This window comes from Ensifer adhaerens (assembly GCF_002940685.1).
Classification (GTDB): Bacteria; Pseudomonadota; Alphaproteobacteria; order Rhizobiales; family Rhizobiaceae; genus Ensifer; species Ensifer adhaerens_E.
The window spans coordinates 1-20,740 of the sequence record NZ_PNFP01000008.1; the positions used below are offsets into that span (position 1 = coordinate 1).

The 20,740-nt window shown below is 63.9% G+C and carries 16 protein-coding genes; 12 read left to right on the forward strand and 4 right to left on the reverse strand.

Annotated elements, in window-relative coordinates; translation table 11 throughout:
• Window positions 1–488 (reverse strand): isocitrate/isopropylmalate family dehydrogenase (locus tag C1A35_RS16450; protein ID WP_234822894.1); only part of this gene is annotated, 488 nt, incomplete at its 3' end.
• 373 nt (window positions 489–861) lie between these two features.
• On the opposite strand from C1A35_RS16450, the gene C1A35_RS16455 reads away from it, so the two are divergent.
• Both C1A35_RS16455 and C1A35_RS16460 read left to right on the forward strand, forming a co-directional pair.
• Window positions 862–1,503: a LysE family translocator gene (locus tag C1A35_RS16455; RefSeq protein ID WP_104665387.1), complete on the forward strand. Its 642-nt coding sequence runs from the start codon at window positions 862–864 to the stop codon at window positions 1,501–1,503.
• Between the two features lie 106 nt (window positions 1,504–1,609).
• Entirely contained in the window at window positions 1,610–3,673 is a 2,064-nt protein-coding gene (locus C1A35_RS16460; RefSeq protein WP_104665388.1) for a M3 family metallopeptidase, read from the forward strand.
• Between the two features lie 17 nt (window positions 3,674–3,690).
• On the opposite strand, the gene C1A35_RS16465 is transcribed toward C1A35_RS16460, so the two are convergent.
• Window positions 3,691–5,166, reverse strand: a complete 1,476-nt coding sequence (locus tag C1A35_RS16465; RefSeq protein ID WP_104665389.1) for a glycosyl transferase family protein — start codon at window positions 5,164–5,166, stop codon at window positions 3,691–3,693.
• 152 nt (window positions 5,167–5,318) lie between these two features.
• On the opposite strand from C1A35_RS16465, the gene C1A35_RS16470 reads away from it, so the two are divergent.
• The gene (locus tag C1A35_RS16470) at window positions 5,319–7,490 is read left to right on the forward strand and encodes a TonB-dependent receptor domain-containing protein (protein WP_234822895.1); all 2,172 of its coding nucleotides are present in this window, start codon (window positions 5,319–5,321) and stop codon (window positions 7,488–7,490) included.
• Window positions 7,491–7,557: 67 nt separating this feature from the next.
• Here the strand turns inward: C1A35_RS16470 and C1A35_RS16475 are convergent, their stop codons facing one another.
• The gene (locus C1A35_RS16475) at window positions 7,558–8,730 is read right to left on the reverse strand and encodes a dihydrodipicolinate synthase family protein (RefSeq protein ID WP_104665390.1); all 1,173 of its coding nucleotides are present in this window, start codon (window positions 8,728–8,730) and stop codon (window positions 7,558–7,560) included.
• Window positions 8,731–9,029: 299 nt separating this feature from the next.
• On the opposite strand from C1A35_RS16475, the gene C1A35_RS16480 reads away from it, so the two are divergent.
• The 5 genes from C1A35_RS16480 to C1A35_RS16500 are packed head-to-tail and all read left to right on the forward strand — an operon-like array spanning window position 9,030 to window position 14,972.
• On the forward strand, window positions 9,030–10,070 hold the full coding sequence (locus tag C1A35_RS16480) for a LacI family DNA-binding transcriptional regulator (RefSeq protein ID WP_104665391.1): 1,041 nt from the start codon (window positions 9,030–9,032) through the stop codon (window positions 10,068–10,070).
• Window positions 10,067–11,068 carry a Gfo/Idh/MocA family protein gene (locus C1A35_RS16485; RefSeq protein ID WP_104665392.1) on the forward strand — a complete coding sequence of 334 codons (1,002 nt, stop codon included), beginning with the start codon at window positions 10,067–10,069 and terminating at the stop codon, window positions 11,066–11,068. The genes C1A35_RS16480 and C1A35_RS16485 overlap by 4 nt, the downstream gene beginning before the upstream one ends.
• A gap of 4 nt (window positions 11,069–11,072) precedes the next feature.
• Window positions 11,073–12,692 carry an acyl CoA:acetate/3-ketoacid CoA transferase gene (locus tag C1A35_RS16490; RefSeq protein ID WP_104665393.1) on the forward strand — a complete coding sequence of 540 codons (1,620 nt, stop codon included), beginning with the start codon at window positions 11,073–11,075 and terminating at the stop codon, window positions 12,690–12,692.
• Window positions 12,685–13,464, forward strand: a complete 780-nt coding sequence (locus C1A35_RS16495) for an enoyl-CoA hydratase/isomerase family protein (protein WP_104665394.1) — start codon at window positions 12,685–12,687, stop codon at window positions 13,462–13,464. The genes C1A35_RS16490 and C1A35_RS16495 overlap by 8 nt, the downstream gene beginning before the upstream one ends.
• Window positions 13,464–14,972, forward strand: coding sequence for an aldehyde dehydrogenase family protein (locus tag C1A35_RS16500; protein WP_104665395.1), 1,509 nt, complete (start codon window positions 13,464–13,466; stop codon window positions 14,970–14,972). Before C1A35_RS16495 ends, C1A35_RS16500 begins: the two co-directional genes overlap by 1 nt.
• Window positions 14,973–15,072: 100 nt before the next feature.
• Here C1A35_RS16500 and C1A35_RS16505 read toward each other — a convergent pair whose 3' ends face one another.
• Window positions 15,073–16,137 carry a LacI family transcriptional regulator gene (locus tag C1A35_RS16505; protein ID WP_234822896.1) on the reverse strand — a complete coding sequence of 355 codons (1,065 nt, stop codon included), beginning with the start codon at window positions 16,135–16,137 and terminating at the stop codon, window positions 15,073–15,075.
• A gap of 315 nt (window positions 16,138–16,452) precedes the next feature.
• On the opposite strand from C1A35_RS16505, the gene C1A35_RS16510 reads away from it, so the two are divergent.
• From C1A35_RS16510 to C1A35_RS16525, 4 genes are all read left to right on the forward strand, one after another.
• Entirely contained in the window at window positions 16,453–17,685 is a 1,233-nt protein-coding gene (locus C1A35_RS16510) for an ABC transporter substrate-binding protein (protein ID WP_440271537.1), read from the forward strand.
• Between the two features lie 174 nt (window positions 17,686–17,859).
• The gene (locus C1A35_RS16515) at window positions 17,860–18,738 is read left to right on the forward strand and encodes a carbohydrate ABC transporter permease (RefSeq protein WP_104665397.1); all 879 of its coding nucleotides are present in this window, start codon (window positions 17,860–17,862) and stop codon (window positions 18,736–18,738) included.
• Entirely contained in the window at window positions 18,738–19,619 is an 882-nt protein-coding gene (locus tag C1A35_RS16520; RefSeq protein WP_104665398.1) for a carbohydrate ABC transporter permease, read from the forward strand. The genes C1A35_RS16515 and C1A35_RS16520 overlap by 1 nt, the downstream gene beginning before the upstream one ends.
• Before the next feature lie 4 nt (window positions 19,620–19,623).
• Complete coding sequence (locus C1A35_RS16525; RefSeq protein ID WP_104665399.1) at window positions 19,624–20,739, forward strand: ABC transporter ATP-binding protein; 1,116 nt, start codon at window positions 19,624–19,626, stop codon at window positions 20,737–20,739.
• Window position 20,740 lies beyond the last annotated feature (1 nt).

Sequence of the window (20,740 nt, forward strand, 5' to 3'; positions counted from 1 at the left end):
TGGGTGTCGATGCCGCGCTTCTGGCCGTTGCCGAGATCGATGATCTCCTTCGGCTCGCCGAAATAGACGCCGCCGGTGAGCTCGCGCACGATCAGGATGTCGAGGCCTTCGACCAGCTCGGGCTTCAGCGACGAGGCGTCCGCCAGCGCCGGGTAGCAGATCGCCGGACGCAGGTTGGCGAAGAGTTCGAGATCCTTGCGCAGGCGCAACAGGCCGGCTTCCGGACGCACCTCGTAAGGCACCGCATCCCATTTCGGACCGCCGACGGCGCCGAACAGCACCGCGTCGGCGGCAAGCGCCTTTGCCATGTCCTCTTCCGAGATCGCCTGGCCGTGGGCGTCATAGGCCGAACCGCCGACCAGGCCCTCGTCGGTCACGAAGCCGGAGCCAAGCTCGGCGTTCATGTAGGCGATGATCTTGCGGACTTCCGCCATGGCTTCCGGGCCGATGCCGTCGCCGGGCAGAAGGAAGAGGTTGCGCACAGTCATGGATAGTCCTTCTCGCGGGGAAAACTCGGCCGCGTTCTAGCGCAACTTCGTATCGAGGGAAATCGGCGAAACGAAAGATTTGTGCGCGCTCACGAGGGGCACGTTCCCGACGGAACAGCTGCTCCGGCGAGGGAGTGCCATGTTGTTCGAAAGCCGCGCACCTGCCCGGCCATCGACCCTTCGAGGAGAAGAACATGTACAATTTCGTCCACGCCGTCGCCGCACATATCCGCGCCACGACCAGGAACCTAACATTTTCCGGCAGGCAGCGTGGCAAGCGCTCCCCTGCGTCGTCCTATAGCTGGCTTAGCTTTCCTCTTGACTGAATCGGTGCCTCCGGATCGAATGCGGGCAACTCAACCGGGAACCCGCCATGTCCGAGACGCTGCTGATTGGAGCCTTTCTCGCCGCCCTTTCCTATGTCCTCATTCCCGGACCTGCCTTTCTGGCCCTGCTCGGCATCGGCGCCGGCCAGGGGCGCAAGGCAGGCGCCCTTTTCATGGGTGGGCATCTGGCCGGTGACATTCTCTGGTCGACCCTGGCGCTGGTCGCCATTGTCGGTGCGCGCTCGGTCGGAACCACCATCTTCGATATTCTCGGCCTCTTCTGCGGTGCCTATCTCGGCTGGATCGGCTGGACGGCGCTGCGCGCTCGTCCCGCCGGCGAGAGCCGGGCGCTGCTCACGGTCGAGCGTCCCTTGAGGCGTGGACTGATCTTCGGGCTGACCAATCCCAAAGGCTATCCGGTGGCGCTGGCAACCTTCACCGCACTGCTCGCCAGCTCGGCCAACGCGCTTGATTTCGATGCGCTGCCGGCGCTGCTCGCAGTTTCGCTGATCGGCTTTCTTGTTGCCGACCTGATCCTGATCGTCATCATCGGCACGTCCGTGGTGCGTCGCTTCTACCGACGCCACGAACTCGCGATCGTTCGGCTCTCCGGTCTCCTGTTCATCGGCTTCGCCGTTCAGGCGGTCTGGCACGCTGCCCCCGGCCTCCTCGGCCTGCGCAAGCCTTGACGCCTTCCCTGCCGGCAACCACCTTCATTTTCGCCGCTTCCTGATGTCATCAGTCAGCGGCGTCCCTCCCCGGCCCCGCGTCGGACCGCATGCGAAAGGATTTCTGATGACCACCAGCACCCCGCTCAACCCTGCGCTCACCTCGTGGACCGGCCATGAGGGCCTGCCGCGGTTCGATCTGGTGAAGGACGAGGATTTCGCACCGGCGTTCGATGCCGCCTTTCGCGAGCATGAGGCGGAGATCGATGCAATCGCCGGCAGTCCCGCGGCGCCGACTTTCGACAACACCATCGTTGCGCTCGAGATTGCGGGCGACGCCCTTTCGCGGGTGTCTTCGATCTTCTGGAACAAGGCCGGTTCCGACACCAACGAGACGATCCAGGCGCTTGAACGGGACATCGCGCCAAAAATGTCCCGGCACTATTCGAAGATCGGCATGAATGCGGCGCTGTTCAAGCGCATCGATACGCTGTGGGAAGGACGCCAGGCGCTGGGCCTCGATCTCGAAGCGACGCGCGTGCTGGAGCGGCACTGGAAGGGTTTCGTCAAATCCGGCGCCAAGCTCGAAAAGCCCGAGCAGGAACGGCTGGCAGCGATCAACGAGAAGCTTGCGGGCCTTGGCGCCAGGTTCGGCCAGAACGTGCTCGCCGACGAGAAGAATTGGGTTCTGTTCCTCGAAAGCGAGGAACAGCTCGCCGGCCTGCCGGACTTCCTGCGCGACGCCATGGCGGCGGTCGCCGAGGATCGCGGCCAGAAGGGCAAATATGCGGTCACCCTTTCGCGCTCGATCATCGAGCCGTTCCTCACCTTCTCCGACAATCGCGAGCTTCGCGAGCAGGCCTTCCGCGCCTGGATTGCCCGTGGCGAAAACGGTGGTGAGACCGACAATCGCGGGCTGATCGCCGAGATGCTGGCGCTGCGCGCCGAAAAAGCGAAGCTGCTCGGCTATGACAACTTCGCAGCGCTGAAGCTCGACGACACCATGGCGAAGACGCCCGCCGCGGTGAACGGTCTCCTGATGCAGGTCTGGGAAAAGGCGGTTGCGCGTGCTCGCGAGGAAGAGGCCGAGCTTGCCAGGCTCGTTGCCGGCGAAGGCCGCAATCACGACGTCATGCCCTGGGACTGGCGCCATTACGCCGAGAAGCTCCGGGCCGAGAAGTTCAACTTCTCCGAGGGCGAACTCAAGCCCTACCTGCAGCTCGAAAAGATCATCGAAGCCTGCTTCGACGTTGCCAAGCGCCTGTTCGGCATCACCGCGACGGAGAAAAAAGGCGTTGCTGCCTACCATCCCGATGTGCGCGTCTTCGAGATCAAGGACGCATCCGGCAAGCTGGTGGCGCTCTTCCTCGGCGACTACTTTGCCCGTTCCTCGAAGCGCTCCGGCGCGTGGATGAGCGCCTTCCAGTCGCAGCACAAGCTCAAGCTGAAGAACGGTGCCGAGGGCGAGCTGCCGATCATCTACAACGTCTGCAATTTTGCCAAGCCCGCCGAAGGCAAGCCGGCGCTGCTGTCACTCGACGACGCCCGTACGCTCTTCCACGAGTTCGGGCACGCATTGCATGGCATGCTATCCAACGTCACCTATCCTTCGGTTTCGGGCACGGGTGTGTCGCGCGACTTCGTCGAATTGCCGTCGCAGCTCTACGAGCATTGGCTGACGGTGCCCGAAATCCTCAAGCGCTATGCGGTGCACTACCAGACCGGCGAGCCGATGCCTGAGGCGCTGCTCGACAAGGTGCTGGCGGCTCGCACCTTCAACTCGGGCTTCACAACGGTCGAGTTCACCTCCTCGGCGCTCGTCGACATGGCCTATCACACGGCCGGGGTGACGGCGGAGCCGATGGCGCTCGAAGCCAAGAAGCTCGATGAGATCGGCATGCCGAAATCCATCGTCATGCGACATCGCAGCCCGCATTTCCTGCACGTCTTCTCGGGCGACGGCTACTCGGCCGGCTACTATTCCTACATGTGGTCGGAAGTGCTCGACGCTGACGCCTTCGCTGCCTTCGAGGAAACCGGCAACGCGTTCGACCCGGCCATGGCCGCCCGGCTCAAGGACAACATCTATTCGGTCGGCGGCTCGATCGATCCGGAAGAGGCTTACAGGGCCTTTCGCGGCAAGTTGCCGAGCCCGGACGCGATGCTGGCGAAAAAGGGCCTTGCCGCCTGAGCGGCACCCATCTCCGGTCACGCCATCCGGCGTGATCGGTTGTTCCAAAGTCCCCGCGCCGTCTCGCAGGCCGCCTCGAAATCATCGTGATTGCGCAGGCTGATGAGAGCGGCAGCCGTGGTCGTGATGATGATTGTTTCGGCGCGCTCGTCGCGGGCGGCACCGGTCCAGACGGCCTGCCAGTATTCGCGGCTGCTGAGGCCCGTGCGCGGCTCGGCCGGCGGCGCCGTCCTTGCGGGGACGATGAGGTCGGAAACTTCGCCGCCGACAAGGCGGAAAAGCGGCGTCTGGCGGTAGGGCGTGAACTCGGCGTGGTCGCGGGTATTGCCGAGGATCGTCAGTTCCCTCGTGCCGAGCAGCAGGGCGATGTCGCGGCTGAGCGTGCGGCTCGAGGGATTGGCGACGCCGAGCAGGCTTGCCCGCCCGCCCATCGGGTTGATGAGATGGATGGCCGCGTTCAGCGGCATGCGCATTTCCATCAGCCGATAGAGCCCCAGCAAACGATAGATCTGCGGGGCAAAGGCAGACAGCGGCAGGTAGGCGATTCCTGCCGATCCAAGCGCCGTCTTGGCTGCGGCGATCGACGTGCAGATCGGGATGCCGGCTGCGGAGGCGGCGATCTCGAGCTTGTGCCGTTCCTCGCTTGCCTCGCCGTAGTTCCCATGCAGCACGACGCGATGACCGGCGTCGGCGACAAGCCGTGCTGAATGCAGGAACCAGGGCGCGGTCTTCAGTTTCGGCGAGAGATAGCAGGGCCAGTCGAGATCGGCGATACGGCCTGCCGGTGCGATCGCGCCGACATGGCGGCGCATGGCGCGCACGAAACCGGCCACTTCCACCGCGGTCGGTCCGCGATAATGCAGCACGGTCATCAGAGCGCCGATCTGCACCGGATCGGCCTCGCCGGCAAGGATGATCGCCAGCGCATCCTCGGCCTCCTCTTCGCTCAAGGGGCGGCTGCGGCCTGCACCGGTACCAACAGTGGCGATGCAACGGGCCAGCCGGCGTTCGGGCGCGGCATCGCCGCCGATCTCGGCCAGTTTTGCCGCGAATTGCTCCGGTGCCGGTTCGCCTTCGAGCAGGCGGCTCGGACGGACTGACAAGGGTGGTGCTTCGCTCAGGGCCTGCCCTCCCCAGCCTGCGTGCCCCGCTTGCGGTGGCGCTGACGGGCCACCCACTGCATGAGCGCCAAACAGCGCCTCGGTCTCTGCGGCAAGAGCGCGCACGCGCAGTCGCAGCGACTCGGCAAGCGGCGTCGGGCGAAGGCCGTGGCCGGTGCGCAGGAACAGGGGATCGGCATAGTCTTTGCGTAATTGACCGAGCAAGCGGCTCATCGCCGAGGGCTGAAGTCCGACGCTCGCGGCCGCGCGGCTGACGCTGTTTTCGCGCAACAGCGCATCGAGCGCCACGAGGAGGCGCAGCTTGCTCAGGTCCGTCTGACGGTCGTTCGAGACCGGCTTGCCCACCGCTTCGCCCGTTCGTTCTTGCGCCATGGTCCCGTCCCGCCTTTCTGCTCGTCCGGCATATTCGCCGGCGCTGTTTTGCGTCGTTTCGTAATTGGAACGGTTCTAAAACAGCGCCGTTGACCGCCTCCTTCGCCAATAACTAAGTGGAGTTCATTACTCAAGATATATGTGGGGCGAAGATGATGAAGCGGATGGGGCTTGCGACGGAAACCGATGGCCGGCGGCAACGGACCGGTCAACCGGGCCGGCGCGGCCCGGCCGGATGGTCGCGTCGTTTCGTCTGCGCCTGCCTTGCCGGCACGGCGTTGACGGCACCGGCGGAAGCGTTGGCGCAGAAGGCCAAGGAAAAGGACAAGGAGAAGGCGACCGAACTCGAGCAGATCGTGGTGACGGCGACCGGCTTCGAGCAGAACGTCAAGGAGGCGCCGGCGAGCATTACGGTCATCTCGGGCGAAGACCTGCAGAAGCGGTCGTTCCGCGATCTGACCGACGCGCTGCGCGACGCACAAGGCGTGGCGGTGACCGGCGTCGCCAACGAGCGCGACATCTTCATCCGCGGCCTGCCCGGCTCCTACACGCTGATCCTCGTCGACGGCAAACGCCAGAGCACGCGCGACGCGCGCACCAACGGCAATTCCGGCTTCGAGCAGAGCTTCGTTCCGCCGGCGGCCGCCATCGAACGCATCGAGATCGTGCGCGGCCCGATGTCGTCGCTCTATGGTTCCGATGCCATGGGCGGGGTCATCAACATCATCACCCGCAAGGTTGCCGATACATGGACCGGCTCGGTCACGACCGACGGCACGATGCAGCAGCACAAGCGCTTCGGCAATTCCGGGCAAATGTCGTTCTATACGAGCGGGCCGATCCTGAAGGATACGCTCGGCGTGCAGATCTGGGGTCGTGGCCTGAAGCGCGGCGAGGACAACTTCCTCTCCGGCATCACCGGCGCGAAGGAGCATGATCTGACCGCCCGCCTCTCCTATACGCCGAACGAGGATCACGACTTCTTCCTGGAAGGCGGGAAGGCGCGGCTGAAGCGCGACGCCAATGTCGGCAACACCATCGCGCCCGGACCGCGGGCCGTCAGCACCTACAACGAAAACGACCGCGATCATTGGTCGTTCTCGCATACGGGACGTTGGGGGCCGACGACCTCGGACTTCTCCATCCTGCAGGAATGGGCGGAGCGGCGGAACTACAATTACAGCCAGGCGGATGGCCGTTTCATCAAGCAGCCGCGCGCGCCTCAGGTGCGCAACACGGTGATCGACGGCAAGTTCACCACACCGTTCGAACTCGGCGGCAGCCATACGCTGGTGACCGGCGGGCAGTATTTCGAGGCGCGGCTGTCCGATCAGAACCCGGGACGCCGCACGGGCAAGAACGAGACCTTCTCGGCGACGCAATGGGCGCTGTTTGCCGAGGACGAGTGGCGCATGGTGGACAGCTTCGCGCTGACCACCGGTCTGCGCCTGGATCATCACGAGGTGTACGGTTACCACCTCAGCCCGCGCATTTACGGCGTCTGGGACGCGACCGACATGCTGACGGTCAAGGGTGGCGTTTCCACCGGCTTTCGCGCGCCCGATATCCGCAGCATTGCACCGGGCTATGCCTATACGACCGGCGGCGGCGGTTGCACCTACGGGCCGACCGGCACCTGCGGCGTCATCATCGCCGACCCGAACCTCAAGGCCGAATCGAGCACCAGCTATGAAATCGGCGCGGTCTGGGACAATGGCGACGTCATCCTCGGCGGCACCTATTTCTACACCGATTTCAAGGACAAGATTTCCAACCTGCCGGTGGTCGACGCTTCCGGCAATCCGGTGCGCTGGAGCGAGGATCCGAACTACCGCCTCTGGTACAACTACAATATCGACGACGCGGTCATCCAGGGTGTGGAACTGACGGCGACGTGGAATGCGACCTCGGATCTGACGCTGCGCGCCAGCTATACCTATACCCAGTCGGAACAGAAGACCGGAGATTTCGCCGGCTTCCCGCTGGCGCGCACGCCGGAGCACATGGCCAATATCAGGGCCGACTGGTACACGCCGATCGAAGGCCTCGAGGCCTGGGCCTCGGTCAACTATCACGGCGAGGAAATCTCCGCCGGCCCGCGTGTCTCCACCACCAGCGGCAAGCCGGTGAGGATCAACGGCAAGACAGGCTACAAGTATGACGCCTACACCACTGTCGATGTCGGCACGAAATACGATGTCGGCGAAGGGCTGACGCTCAATGCGGCCGTCTACAACCTCTTCGACAAGGAGGTCGAGCCGACCGATTTCAATGCGGTCGGGGAAGGCCGCCGCTTTTGGCTGAGCCTGACGGCGACATTCTGATCACGCGGCGGCCCGCCCGGCCTCCGGTCGAGAACAGACGGCGCCTTCCCGGGCGCCGTCTGTCTGTTCAGGCGCCCTGCTCTACCCCCAAAGTCGATAGCAGGCTTTGCATTCTTTGGGCTGCCAGTTCCGGCCGATCGAGCACATTGGCGCGGTCGGCAAGGCGGAAGATGTCCGCGTAGTGCAGCACCCCGCGGGCCGACTGCATGCCCGAAGGCATTGTGAAATGGCGCTGGTGCCCGTTCAGCCAGGCAAGGAAGACGACGCCGGCCTTGTAGTACTGCGTCGGCGCCTCGAAGATCTTGCGCGACAAGGGGACCGTCGGTTCGATCACGCCGCGGAAGGTGGAAAGATCATCCCTGGCGAGTGCGGCGAGCGCCTTGGAGGCGGAGGGGGCCACCGCATCGAAGATGCCCAGCAGCGCATGGCTGTATTTGCGGCCGTCGCCTTCGATCAGTTCGGCGTAGTTGAAGTCGTCGCCGGTAAAGCAGAGCACGCCATCGGGTAAGCGATTGCGCAGCGCCACTTCCTTGGCATTGTCGAGCAGCGAGATCTTGATGCCTTCGACCTTGTCGCGGTTGGCCCCGATGATCGACAGCACGGTGTCGAGCGCCTCATCGAAATCCTCCGAGCCCCAATAGCCTCGAAGCTGCGGATCGAACATGTCGCCGAGCCAGTGCAGCACGACCTTGTGCCTGACCTGACCAAGGATGCGGCCATAGACAAGGCGATAGTCGTCGGCGGAGCGGGCGACGCGGGCAAGCGCCCGGCTCGCCATCATGATCGCCCTGCCCCCCTCGCCTTCGACGAAGCCGACCTGTTCCTCATAGGCGGCAATCACGTCGTCCAGCGATCGCGTGTCGGCCGGCGCCAGATGATCGGTACCGGCGCCGCAGGCAAGGTCGGCGTCCGGGACCTGGCGTGCATCTGCCAGCGAGCGACGGATCAGCTCCTGCGCGCCCGGCCAGGCAAGGCCCATGCCGCGCTGGGCCGTGTCCATCGCCTCGGCGATCTTGAAGCCGAGGCTCCAGAGGTGATGGCGAAACGCCATCGTCGCGTCCCAGTCGATCGCCGGATTGCCCCAGGGATCGAGGTCGCGGAGCGGATCCGAGACCACATGGGCGGCCGCATAGGCGATGCGGTTGAAGGTCGGCGGCGTCTTGGGCCGTTCGATTGGCGTTCCGGTCAGGTGGAACTGTTCAAGCGAACCGTCTTGGCGCGGCAGCGTCAGGCTTGTCATTGGGGTCGGTCTCCTCCGCGGACGTTTGTCTTGGAATACTTTGGATCGTTCCAAATGGCAAGCGGCAATGTTTTTGGGCGTCCGCCCCATGCCGGATCCTTAGGAGGTACGCCAAGATATATCGTTATTTTTCATAGATTTATGTGTGCAGCAAGCCTCCCTCCGATGTCGGTGATCTCGACTGTCTGGCCATATTGTGGGCGAGCGAGATCGAAAAAAGTGATCACCCAACTCTTGACGAAATTGGAACGTTCCAATTATGAAAGAGAAAAGCAGGTGAGAAAATTCGGGAGGATGCTGTGGTCAAGGAAAGGGTAACGGTCATCGATATAGCGCGCGCCGCCGGCGTGTCGAAGTCGACCGTGTCGCTCGTCCTCCAGGGCAGTTCGCTCGTCAACGAGGCGACGCGTGCCAAGGTGAACGCCGCCATCCGCGATCTCGGCTATGTCTATAACCGCGGCGCCGCCAATCTTCGCCAGGCCAAATCCAAGATCATCGGCATCGTCGTCAACGATCTGACCAACAGCTTCTTTGCCGAGCTTGCCGTCGGCGTCGATGCGGTCGTGCAATCGGCGGGCTTCGTGCAGTTCCTTGCCAATACCGGCGAAAAGATCGAGCGCCAGCGCGAAGTCGTGGCATCGATGCGCGAGCATGGCGTTTCCGGCCTGATCGTCTCGCCGGCGCGCGGCACCGAGGCGACCGATCTTGCGCCGCTGGTCGAAAGCGGCATTCCCGTCGTGCTGGTCGTTCGCGACATCGCGGGTGCCGAGGTTTCGTCGCTGACATCCGACAACCATGCCGGCGCCATGGCCGCCGTCAGGCATCTGATCGAGCGCGGGCACCAGCGCATCGCCTTTCTTGGCGGCTTTCCCGACACCGCCGTCTTCGAGGCGCGCATGCGCGGCTACCGCGACGCCCTGATCGAGGCGGGCTTGCCGGTGTCCGAGGCGCTGATCATCGGCTCGGCGCCGTCGCGCGCCGGCGGGGTGACGGCGGTCGAGCAGGCGATGATGCTCGCCGACCGGCCGACGGCAGCCCTGTGCTTCAACGATGCGGTCGCCTTCGGTGTCTGCGATGGTCTCAGGGCCCGGCGGCTTGAGCCGGGCGCCGACTTCGCCGTCATCGGCTTCGACGACGTGATCGAGGCGAAGACAGCCGTGCCGGCGCTGACGACGGTTTCCGTCGATCCGCAAGGCATGGGCCAGCGGGCCGCCGAACTGCTCTTGAAGCAGATCAAGGCCGGCAAGGCGGAGCCCGAAGCGATCGTCGGTTCGGTCCGCCTCGTTGTCCGCCAGAGCTGCGGCGCCGCGGTCGAGAGAAAAAGGGAGGTTTTGGCATGACGCGATGGGGTCTGATCGGCGCAAGCACGATTGCGCGCGAATGGGTGATCGGCGCGATCCGCGCCGCCGGCGGCGAAGTCGTCTCCGTCATGAGCACCAATGCCGAGCGCGGTGCCACCTATGCCGAAGAGAACGGCATCCCGAAATCGGTGACCTCGGTCGCGGAACTGGTCGGCGACCCCGATGTCGATGCCGTCTATGTATCGACCACCAACGAATTGCATCGCGAGCAGACGCTGGCGGCCATTGCCGCCGGCAAACACGTGCTTTGCGAAAAGCCGCTGGCGATGACGCTCGAGGACGCGCGCGACATGGTGAGCGCGGCGCGTGATGCCGGCGTCGTGCTCGCCACGAACCACCACCTGCGCAACGCCGCCACCCACCGCGCCATGCGCGAGGCGATCGCCGAGGGCAGGATCGGCCGACCGATTGCCGCGCGCGTGTTTCACGCCGTCTATCTGCCGCCGCATCTGCAGGGCTGGCGGCTGGAGCGGCCGGATGCCGGCGGCGGCGTCATCCTCGACATCACCGTACATGATGCCGATACGCTGCGCTTCGTCCTCAACGACGATCCGATGGAAGCGGTCGCCATCAGCCACAGCGCCGGCATGGGCAAGGAAGGGCTGGAGGACGGCGTCATGGGCGTCATTCACTTCCGGTCCGGTGTGATCGCCCAGTTCCACGATGCCTTCACCACCAAGTTCGCCGAGACCGGCCTTGAAGTGCATGGCACCGAAGGATCGCTGATCGGCCGCAACGTCATGACCCAGAAGCCGACGGGTACCGTGACGCTGCGCAATGCCGATGGCGAAACCGCGCTGACACTCGACCATGGCAATCTCTACGAAACCGCGCTTTCCGCCTTCCATGCCGCAGTCGAGGGCAACGGCCAACCGTCGGCCTCGGGCGAGGACGGCGTCTGGTCGCTGGCGACAGGCCTTGCCGTCGTCAAGGCGGCAGCCACCGGCCAGGCCGTGGCGATCGAAACGGGACTTTGAACAGATGTCGATGAGCAAGCATATCTCGCCGGCCGAAGCGGCCGCTATGATCCCGGATGGTGCGGTGGTTTCCGTCTCGTCGTCCAGCGGCCTCGGCTGCCCGGACCTGATGTTGAAGGCGATCGGCGAGCGCTTTGATGCAACCGGTCACCCGCGCAACCTGACGACGTTGCATCCGATCGCCGCCGGCGACATGAGCGGCATCAAGGGTGTCGATTACATCGCGAAGAAGGGCCTGCTGAAAAAGATCATCGGCGGCTCCTACCCGTCCGGCCCGTCGAGTGCCGAACCGCCGCTGATCTGGCAGATGATCGGCGCCAACGACGTGGCTGCCTACAACATTCCCTCCGGCATCCTCTTCGACATGCACCGCGAAGCGGCAGCCAAGCGGCCGGGCGTGATGACCAAGGTCGGTCTCGACACCTTCGTCGACCCGTCGCGCGAAGGCTGCGCGATGAACGCCTCGGCCGCGTCCGAACCCGTGGTGAAGAAGGTTTCGTTCGAAGGCGAGGACTGGCTCTATTTCAAGGCGATCGCGCCAGAAGTGGCGATCATCCGTGCGACGACGGCCGACGAGCGCGGCAACCTCACCTATGAGCACGAGGGCGCCTATCTCGGCGGCCTCGACCAGGCGCTCGCCGCTCGCAATAATGGCGGCATCGTCATTGCCCAGGTCAAGCGCATCACCAAGGAAGGATCGCTCAAACCCCACGACGTGCGCGTGCCCGGCGTGCTGGTCGACTACGTCATCGTCGATCCCGACCAGAAGCAGACGACCCAGACGCTCTATGATCCGGCGATATCGGGCGAGATCTTCCGGCCGCTCGACAGTTTCCGCGTGCCGGAATTCAACATTCAGAAGGTGATTGCCCGCCGCGTCGCGCAGGAGCTTGAGGCCGGCAGCGCCGTCAACCTCGGCTTCGGCATCTCGGCCAACGTGCCGCGCATCCTGCTTGAAGAAGGCCTGCACGGTGCCGTCACCTGGGTGATCGAGCAGGGCGCCGTCGGTGGCGTGCCGCTCTTGGACTTCGCCTTCGGCTGCGCGTCGAACGCGGACGCCTTCATGCCCTCGCCCTACCAGTTCACCTACTTCCAGGGCGCCGGCTTCGATGCTTCGCTGCTCTCGTTCCTCGAGATCGACCGCCATGGCTCGGTCAACGTGTCGAAGCTCTCCTTCCGTCCGCATGTGACGGCTGGCGCCGGCGGTTTCGTCGACATCACCGCGCGGGCGAAGAAGATCGTCTTCTCCGGCATGTTCAATGCCGGCGCCAAGCTTTCGATCGAGGGTGGCAAGCTGGTGATCGAGAAGGAAGGCAAGCTGAAGAAGCTGGTCAACGAGGTCGAACACGTCACCTTCTCCGGCCGTCGCGGCATCGAGCAGGGTCAGGACATCACCTATGTGACCGAGCGCTGCGTGATGAAGCTGACGCCTCAAGGCGTGATGCTGACGGAGATCGCGCCGGGTGTCGATCTGCAGGCACATATCCTCGACCAGTCCGAGTTCCCGCTGATCGTGTCGGACAAGCTGAAGACCATGGACGCGGCACTGTTCCAAGAGGCGTCGATCGGATTGGAGCTGCCGAAGAAGCCGGCGCGCCGGCTTCAGGGAGGCGACCGTGGCTGAGGGACGTATCCGCATCGAGGTCGAAGGCGCGATCGCGACGATGACGGTCGCGCGTCCGGAAAAGCTCAACGCCTTCGACATCGACATGCTGAAGGCGCTGGCGTCCGCCTGCGACACGGTCGAGGCCGACCGCAAGATCCGCGTCGTCATCCTGACCGGCGAAGGCAAGGCGTTTTCGGCCGGCGGTGACATCAAGGCCTGGGGCGGCATGGATGCGCCCGCGTTCGGTCATGACTGGGTGCGGTTCGGTCATCGGGTGTTCGAGCGGCTGGCGACGCTGCGCATGCCCGTGATCGCGGCGCTGAACGGCCATGCGCTCGGCGGCGGGCTGGAGCTTGCGGCGGCGGCGGATTTCCGCCTGGCCGAGGCCCAGATCAAGATCGGCCTGCCGGAAACAAGCCTCGGCATGGTGCCCGGCTGGTCCGGAACGCAGCGCCTTGTCTCACGCTTCGGCGCCCAGATTGTCAGGCGCATGGTGCTCGGCGGCGAGATGTTCACGGCCGAGGCAGCTCTCAAGCAAGGTCTCGTCGATGCCGTCGTCGAGACCGGCACGGTGCTTACAGCTGCCCGCGACTATGCGGCGCGTATCGCCAAGCGCGGGCCGGCGGCACTCGAAATTTCGAAACTGATGATCGCTTCGGCGAATGGCGAGGACAACGGGTCCGCCGTCGAGGCCCTCGGCTCGATCCTTGTTGCCAAGACCGGCGACCTCAAGGAAGGCGTCGCCGCGTTCTCGCAGAAGCGTGAAGCCCAATTCAAGGGAGAATGGTAATGACCGTGCTGGTGAAACCCAAGCCGATCGAGGGCCACAAGGTCCGTGCGTTCCAGATGCTGATCGATGGCAAATGGGTGGACAGCGCCGAAGGGCGCACGATCGAGCGCGTGGCGCCGGGCCATGGCGTCACCGTCAGCCGCTATCAGGCGGGCACCAAGGCCGACGCCGAAAAGGCGATCGCCGCCGCCCGTCGCGCCTTCGATGAAGGCGCCTGGCCGCGCATGACCGCGTCTGAGCGCTCGCTGGTGCTGCTGCGCGCAGCCGACATGATTGCCGAGCGCGCCGACGAACTCGCCTATCTCGACGCGATCGAATCCGGCAAGCCGATCAGCCAGGCCAAGGGCGAACTCGGCGGTGCCGCCGATATCTGGCGCTATGCCGCGGCCCTTGCCCGCGATCTGCATGGCGAAAGCTACAATACGCTCGGCGACGGCACGCTCGGCGTTGTGCTGCGCGAGGCGATCGGCGTCGTCTCGATCATCACGCCCTGGAACTTCCCGTTCCTGATCGTCAGCCAGAAGCTGCCTTTTGCGCTTGCTGCGGGCTGCACCACGGTCGTCAAGCCGTCGGAACTGACCTCGGCCTCGACGCTGCTGCTTGGCGAAATTCTTGAGGCGGCGGGCGTTCCCTCAGGTGTCGTCAACATCATCACCGGCACGGGGCCCGAGGTCGGCGCGCCGATGACGACTCATCCCGACGTCGACATGGTGTCCTTCACCGGTTCGACCGGTGTCGGCCGGCTGACCATGGCCAATGCGGCGCAGACGCTGAAGAAGGTGTCGCTGGAGCTCGGCGGCAAGAACCCGCAGATCGTCTTTCCGGACGCCAATCTCGACGAGTTCATCGATGCCGCCGTCTTCGGCGCCTATTTCAACGCCGGCGAATGCTGCAATGCCGGCTCGCGACTGATCCTGCACCGTGACATCGCCGACGAGGTGACGCGCCGCATCGCCGCGCTCTCGGCCAAGGTGAAGGTGGGCGATCCGCTCGACCCGGAAACCCAGGTCGGCGCGATCATCACGCCGCAGCACCTGGAAAAGATTGCCGGCTATGTTTCTGCCGCTTCCAGGGATGGAGCAGCGGTCGCCCATGGCGGCACGGCGCTCGATCTCGGCATGGGCCAGTTCATGGCGCCGACGATCCTTTCTTCCGTGCGTCCGGACATGGCGGTGGCGCGCGAGGAAGTGTTCGGCCCGGTTCTCTCGGTGCTGACCTTCGAGACGACGGAAGAGGCGATCCGGATCGCCAATGCGATCGACTACGGGCTTTCGGCTGGTGTGTGGAGCCGCGATTTCGACACCTGCCTGACGATCGGCCGCCGCGTGCGCGCCGGCACCATCTGGATGAACACCTTCATGGACGGTGCGTCCGAGCTTCCGTTCGGCGGCTATCGCCAGTCCGGTCTTGGTCGCGAACTCGGAAGGCATGCGGTGGAGGACTACACCGAGACCAAGACACTCAACATGCATATGGGCGCGCGCACCGGCTGGTGGATGCCGCGCTAGGTTTCGAGCTCTGGGAGGAGAGGACATGCGGATCGCGGGCGGAAAACAGGAGCGGAGGGCAGCGCCGGGCGCCGCCGTTCTACGCGCCCCTTCCGTGCGCTCAGCCGGCAGTGCCGAAGCTCGACGGGATCTGCGGACAGAGCAGCAGTTGCAGCTTGCTGACGTCGCTTTCGCCGCCGATCTTCTGCAGCAGAACCCGGCCCATGTCCTCGCCGGTTGCCGTCAGGTCCTCGTAGATCGTCTCGACCTGCGGCTGGATGGCGCTCAAGAGATGCGAGGTCTGCTTGGCGACGATGTCGTACTCGCGACCGAGCGTCAGCCCGCAATCGCTCATGCCGGTGATGGTCGCCAGCGCGCAGACTTCGCCGCCGCACATGAAACTGTCGGGCGGATCGGGCTCGGCGTAGCGCTGGCGGACGCGATCGCGGATCGCGCCGGCAGGGCTGTCGAGATCGATGCCGGAGAGGATTTCGTAAGCGCAGCCCGCTTCGCGCACCGCGGTCATGAAGCCGTGCTGCAGATGGCCGGCAAAGGTGAAATCGGCGGGACCGCTGATCAGTGCGGGCTTGCGCCTGCCCTTGGCGATCAGGCGCTTCGTCGCCTGGTAGGAGAAGGTGAAATTGTCGTAGTCGACATAGGGATGCGGGGTGGAAAGCTCCGTGCGTCCATGGGTGACGAAGGGAAAGCCGAGATCGGAAAGCAGCCGCACACGCGGATCGAGCGGCTCGGTGCGCGAGAAGATCAGGCCGTCGGCCATGCCGTTGCGGGTGATGTAGTTGACCGCCTCGACATTGGTCGAGTTGAGAAAATTGGGCATGACGATCAGGTGGTAGGCGGTGCCCTGCAGCGCCTTGGCGATGCCGCTCATGATCGAGGTGCCGTAGCCGAGAATTTCCTCGTGCGGGTCGAGCAGCACGCCGATGACGTTGGTGCGCCCGGTCTTCAGGCGCTGGGCGGCGCGGTCGGGCGAGTAGCCGATCTCGTCGGCGACCTCGCGCACGCGCCTTCGCGTCTCGATGGAGATCTGCGGGGCATCGGAAAGCGCGCGCGAAACGGTGGTGACCGCAAGGCCGGTTATTTCCGCGATCGTGCGAAGGGTCGGCTTGCCGCGTTTGACGGCCAAACCACTGTCTTCGGCGTGGGCGGGCTTGGAGGGATCGGCCAATGCTAGTCATCCTGAAAGCGGGCAAGAGCGGGTTTTGTAACGTGGTGCGAACGCTTAGGCAATCGAATCATGCAAACGTTTTAAATCTCGCATCGCGGTATGATTTGTTGCGCTGCAACAGCTAATCCGTGCTATATAATTCAGTAAATTCAACCGGTTCCGAAGCTGCTAAAATACAAGACTGTGGAATGCTTGACTTGCTGAATTTATAACGTTTTAAATGGCCAGCCGCTGGCTCAAGCGGCGCGAATTCCGGGGTGGAAGGAGGTTCCACTTCGAAAACTTGCAAACGGGAGGATAACGATGCGCAAGTTGATGACGACGACGGCCGTTGTGGCGCTGATGATGGCGGCCACCGCCGCGCGCGCAGCCGAAAACGTGGAAGTTCTGCACTGGTGGACATCCGGCGGCGAAGCCGCCGCGCTCGACGTTCTGAAGAAGGATCTGGAAAGCAAGGGCATTTCCTGGACCGACATGCCGGTTGCCGGTGGTGGCGGTACGGAAGCCATGACCGTTCTGCGCGCTCGCGTCACCGCGGGCAACGCCCCGACCGCCGTTCAGATGCTCGGCTTCGACATTCTCGACTGGGCCAAGGAAGGCGCGCTTGGCAACCTCGACGAGACCGCTGCCAAGGAAGGCTGGGACAAGGTGGTCCCGACCGCACTGCAGCAATTCTCGAAGTATGACGGCCACTGGATCGCAGCGCCGGTCAACGTGCACTCGACCAACTGGGTCTGGATCAACAAGGCAGCACTCGACAAGGCTGGCGGCAAGGAGCCGACCAACTGGGACGAGCTGATCGCGCTGCTCGACAACTTCAAGGCCCAAGGCATCACCCCGATCGCCCATGGCGGCCAGCCCTGGCAGGATGCGACGATCTTCGACGCCGTCGTGCTTTCGCTCGGCACCGACTTCTACAAGCAGGCCTTCATCGACCTCGACCCGGCAGCGCTCGGCGGCGACAAGATGAAGGAAGCCTTCGATCGCATGACGAAGCTGCGCTCCTATGTCGACGACAATTTCTCGGGTCGCGACTGGAACCTCGCTTCCGCCATGGTCATCGAGAACAAGGCCGGCCTGCAGTTCATGGGCGACTGGGCCAAGGGCGAGTTCCTGAAGGCCAAGAAGGTCCCGGGCACCGACTTCGTCTGCATGCGCTTCCCGGGCACGCAGGGCGCCGTCACCTTCAACTCCGACCAGTTCGCGATGTTCAAGGTTGCCGACGACAAGGTTCCGGCACAGCTCGCCATGGCTTCGGCCATTGAAAGCCCGACCTTCCAGTCGGCCTTCAACGTGGTCAAGGGCTCGGTCCCGGCCCGCACCGACGTTCCGGACACGGACTTCGACGCTTGCGGCAAGAAGGGCATCAAGGACCTCGCCGAAGCCAATGCCAGCGGCAAGCTCTTCGGTTCCATGGCCCATGGCCATGCCAACCCGGCTGCCGTCAAGAACGCGATCTACGACGTCGTGACGCGTGAGTTCAACGGCGAACTGACGTCCGAACAGGCCGTCAAGGAACTGGTCTCTGCCGTCGAGGCAGCGAAGTAACGGGCTCGTTCCGGGGCGCAACCAAAGCGCCCCGGACACCCACTCCGACATGCAAGCGCCGTCGAACCGCCGTGGCCAATGGGACGCGGGGAAGGGCGCATTGATACCCAGAACCTCGCGCGGATGCCGATATCAGGGACTTCCCGACGGCCGCGCCAGAAGTGGTGAACGTTCATGGATAGCCGCAGCCGACTGCAGGACCTGATACCGAAGCTGGTGCTTGCCCCGAGCTTCCTTATCGTCCTGATCTTTGTCTATGGTTTCATTGCCTATACCGGCTTTCTGTCGATGACGGACAGCAAGATGCTGCCGTCCTACAATTTCGTCGGTTTGAGCAACTATGCGAAGCTGTGGGCGCTGCCGCACTGGTGGCGGGCGGTGAGCAACCTGGCGATCTTCGCAGCACTTTACATCGCCATCTGCTCCATCCTTGGCCTTGGACTGGCGATCCTGCTCGATCAGAAAATCCGCGCCGAAGGGTTCCTGCGCCCGATCTATCTCTATCCGATGGCGCTTTCCTTCATCGTGACCGGTACCGCCTGGAAGTGGTTCCTCGACCCGGGCATCGGGCTTGAGAACACCATGCATCTCTGGGGTTGGGAGAGCTTCTCCTTCAACTGGATCAAGGACCGCAACTACGCCATCTACTGCGTCGTCATCGCCGCCGTCTGGCAGTCGACCGGCTTCATCATGGCGATGTTCCTGGCGGGCCTTCGCGGCGTCGACAACGAGATTATCAAGGCAGCCCAGATCGACGGCGCCAAGACCTCGACGATCTATCGCCGCATCATCATTCCCTTGATGCGCCCGGTGTTTCTGTCCGCCTTCGTGGTGCTCGCGCATCTGGCGATCAAGGCCTACGACCTGATCATCGCGCTCACCGGCGGTGGCCCGGGGCAGGCGACGGAACTGCCGGCGACCTTCATGTATTCCTATACCTTCACCCGCAACCAGATGGGCATCGGCGCGTCTTCGGCGATCATCATGCTGGTGATGATCTTCTCGATCATCGTTCCCTATCTCTATTCCGAAATCCGGGGAGCAAAACGCTGATGAGCGCTCCGAGCCCAGACAACATCATTTCGCACAACCGCCTCACCCGCGCGCTGATCTACACCGCGCTGATCCTCTTCGCGCTCTATTCGCTGCTGCCGCTCTACGTCATGCTGGTGAATTCGGTGAAGCCGCTCGACGAGATCCGCCAGGGCGGCATGCTCAACCTGCCGCAGACTTTCACGGTCGAGCCTTGGCTGCAGGCCTGGTCGACGGCGCAGATCGGCGTTCAGCCGACCGGCCTCAAGCCCTTCTTCATCAACTCGATCCTGATGGTCGTGCCGGCGGTGGCGATCTCGACGATCGTCGGCGCGCTCAACGGCTACGTCCTGACGAAGTGGCGCTTCCCGGGTGCCAACATCTTCTTCGGCATGCTGCTTCTGTCCTGCTTCATCCCGTTCCAGATCGTGCTGATCCCGATGGCGCGCATCCTTGGCATCCTCGGGCTCGCCGGTTCGATCTGGGGCCTGATCTTCGTGCATGTGATCTACGGCATCGGCTTCACGACGCTCTATTTCCGCAACTACTACGAGGCGTTTCCGACCGAACTGGTGCGCGCAGCGCAGATCGATGGTGCGAGCTTCTTCCAGATCTTCTGGCGCATCCTCTTGCCGTCGTCCGGCCCGATCATCGTCGTTTCGGTCATCTGGCAGTTCACCAACATCTGGAACGACTTCCTGTTCGGCGCGTCCTTCTCCGGACCCTATTCGACGCCGATGACGGTCGCGCTCAACAACCTCGTTTCGTCCTCGACAGGCGTCAAGGAATACAACGTTCACTTCGCGGGCGCGATCCTCGCCGCCCTGCCAACGCTCATCGTCTACATCGTGTCCGGCCGCTACTTCGTTCGCGGGCTGATGTCGGGCGCCGTGAAAGGATAAGCTCATGTCTTTCTTGAAAATCAGCAACCTGCGCAAATCCTACGGCTCGCTCGAGATCCTGAAGGACATCAATCTGGAGATCGAGGAAGGCGGCTTCCTGGTGCTGGTCGGCCCGTCCGGCTGCGGCAAGTCCACGCTTCTCAACACGATTGCGGGCCTTGAGCCGATCACCTCCGGCGACATCGCCATCAAGGGCCGCTCGGTCTCCGACCTGCATCCCTCCAAGCGCGACATCGCCATGGTGTTCCAGTCCTACGCGCTCTATCCCAACATGACCGTTGCCGGAAACATCGCCTTCGGCATGGAAATCCGCGGCGTGCCGAAGGAAGAGCGCGAGAAGGCGATCAAGCAGGTCGCCGACATGCTGCAGATCGGCCACCTGCTCGACCGCAAGCCGAGCCAGCTCTCCGGCGGCCAGCGCCAGCGTGTCGCCATGGGCCGGGCGCTGGTGCGCAACCCGCAGGTCTTCCTGTTCGACGAGCCGTTGTCCAACCTTGACGCCAAGCTGCGCGTCGACATGCGCACGGAAATCAAGCGGCTGCACAATCGCATGAAGACGACAATCGTCTACGTCACCCACGACCAGATCGAGGCGATGACGCTCGCGACCAAGATCGCCGTTTTGAAGGACGGCGTGCTGCAGCAGTTCGGGACGCCCGCCGAAATCTACAACAACCCGGCAAACATGTTCGTCGCCGACTTCATGGGTTCGCCGGCGATGAACCTTTTGACCGCGCGCATCGAAAAAAGTGGTTCTGACATTGCCGTGGCGCTGGCGCGCCCGAATGCCGAGCCGCTGAAGCTTGCGGTGCCGCAGGCCAATGGTGCGCTGTCGGCTTATGCCGGCAAGGACGTCGTCTTCGGCATTCGCCCGGAAGCGCTGACCGACCCTGACGGCGCCGACCGCAACGCCAAGGTAGTGGCCGAGGGCGACTGCCTGATCGAGGTGGTGGAGCCCGCCGGTTCCGATACCTTTGCCGTCACCCGTCTCGGCGGCAAGGAGATCGTTGCTCGGCTCCGAGCCGATGCCCGCATTGCCGCCGGCCAGACCTCGCGGCTTGCCTTCAATCTCGACAAGGCGGTGTTCTTCGACCCGCAGAGCCAGCAGCGGATCGCGTAAC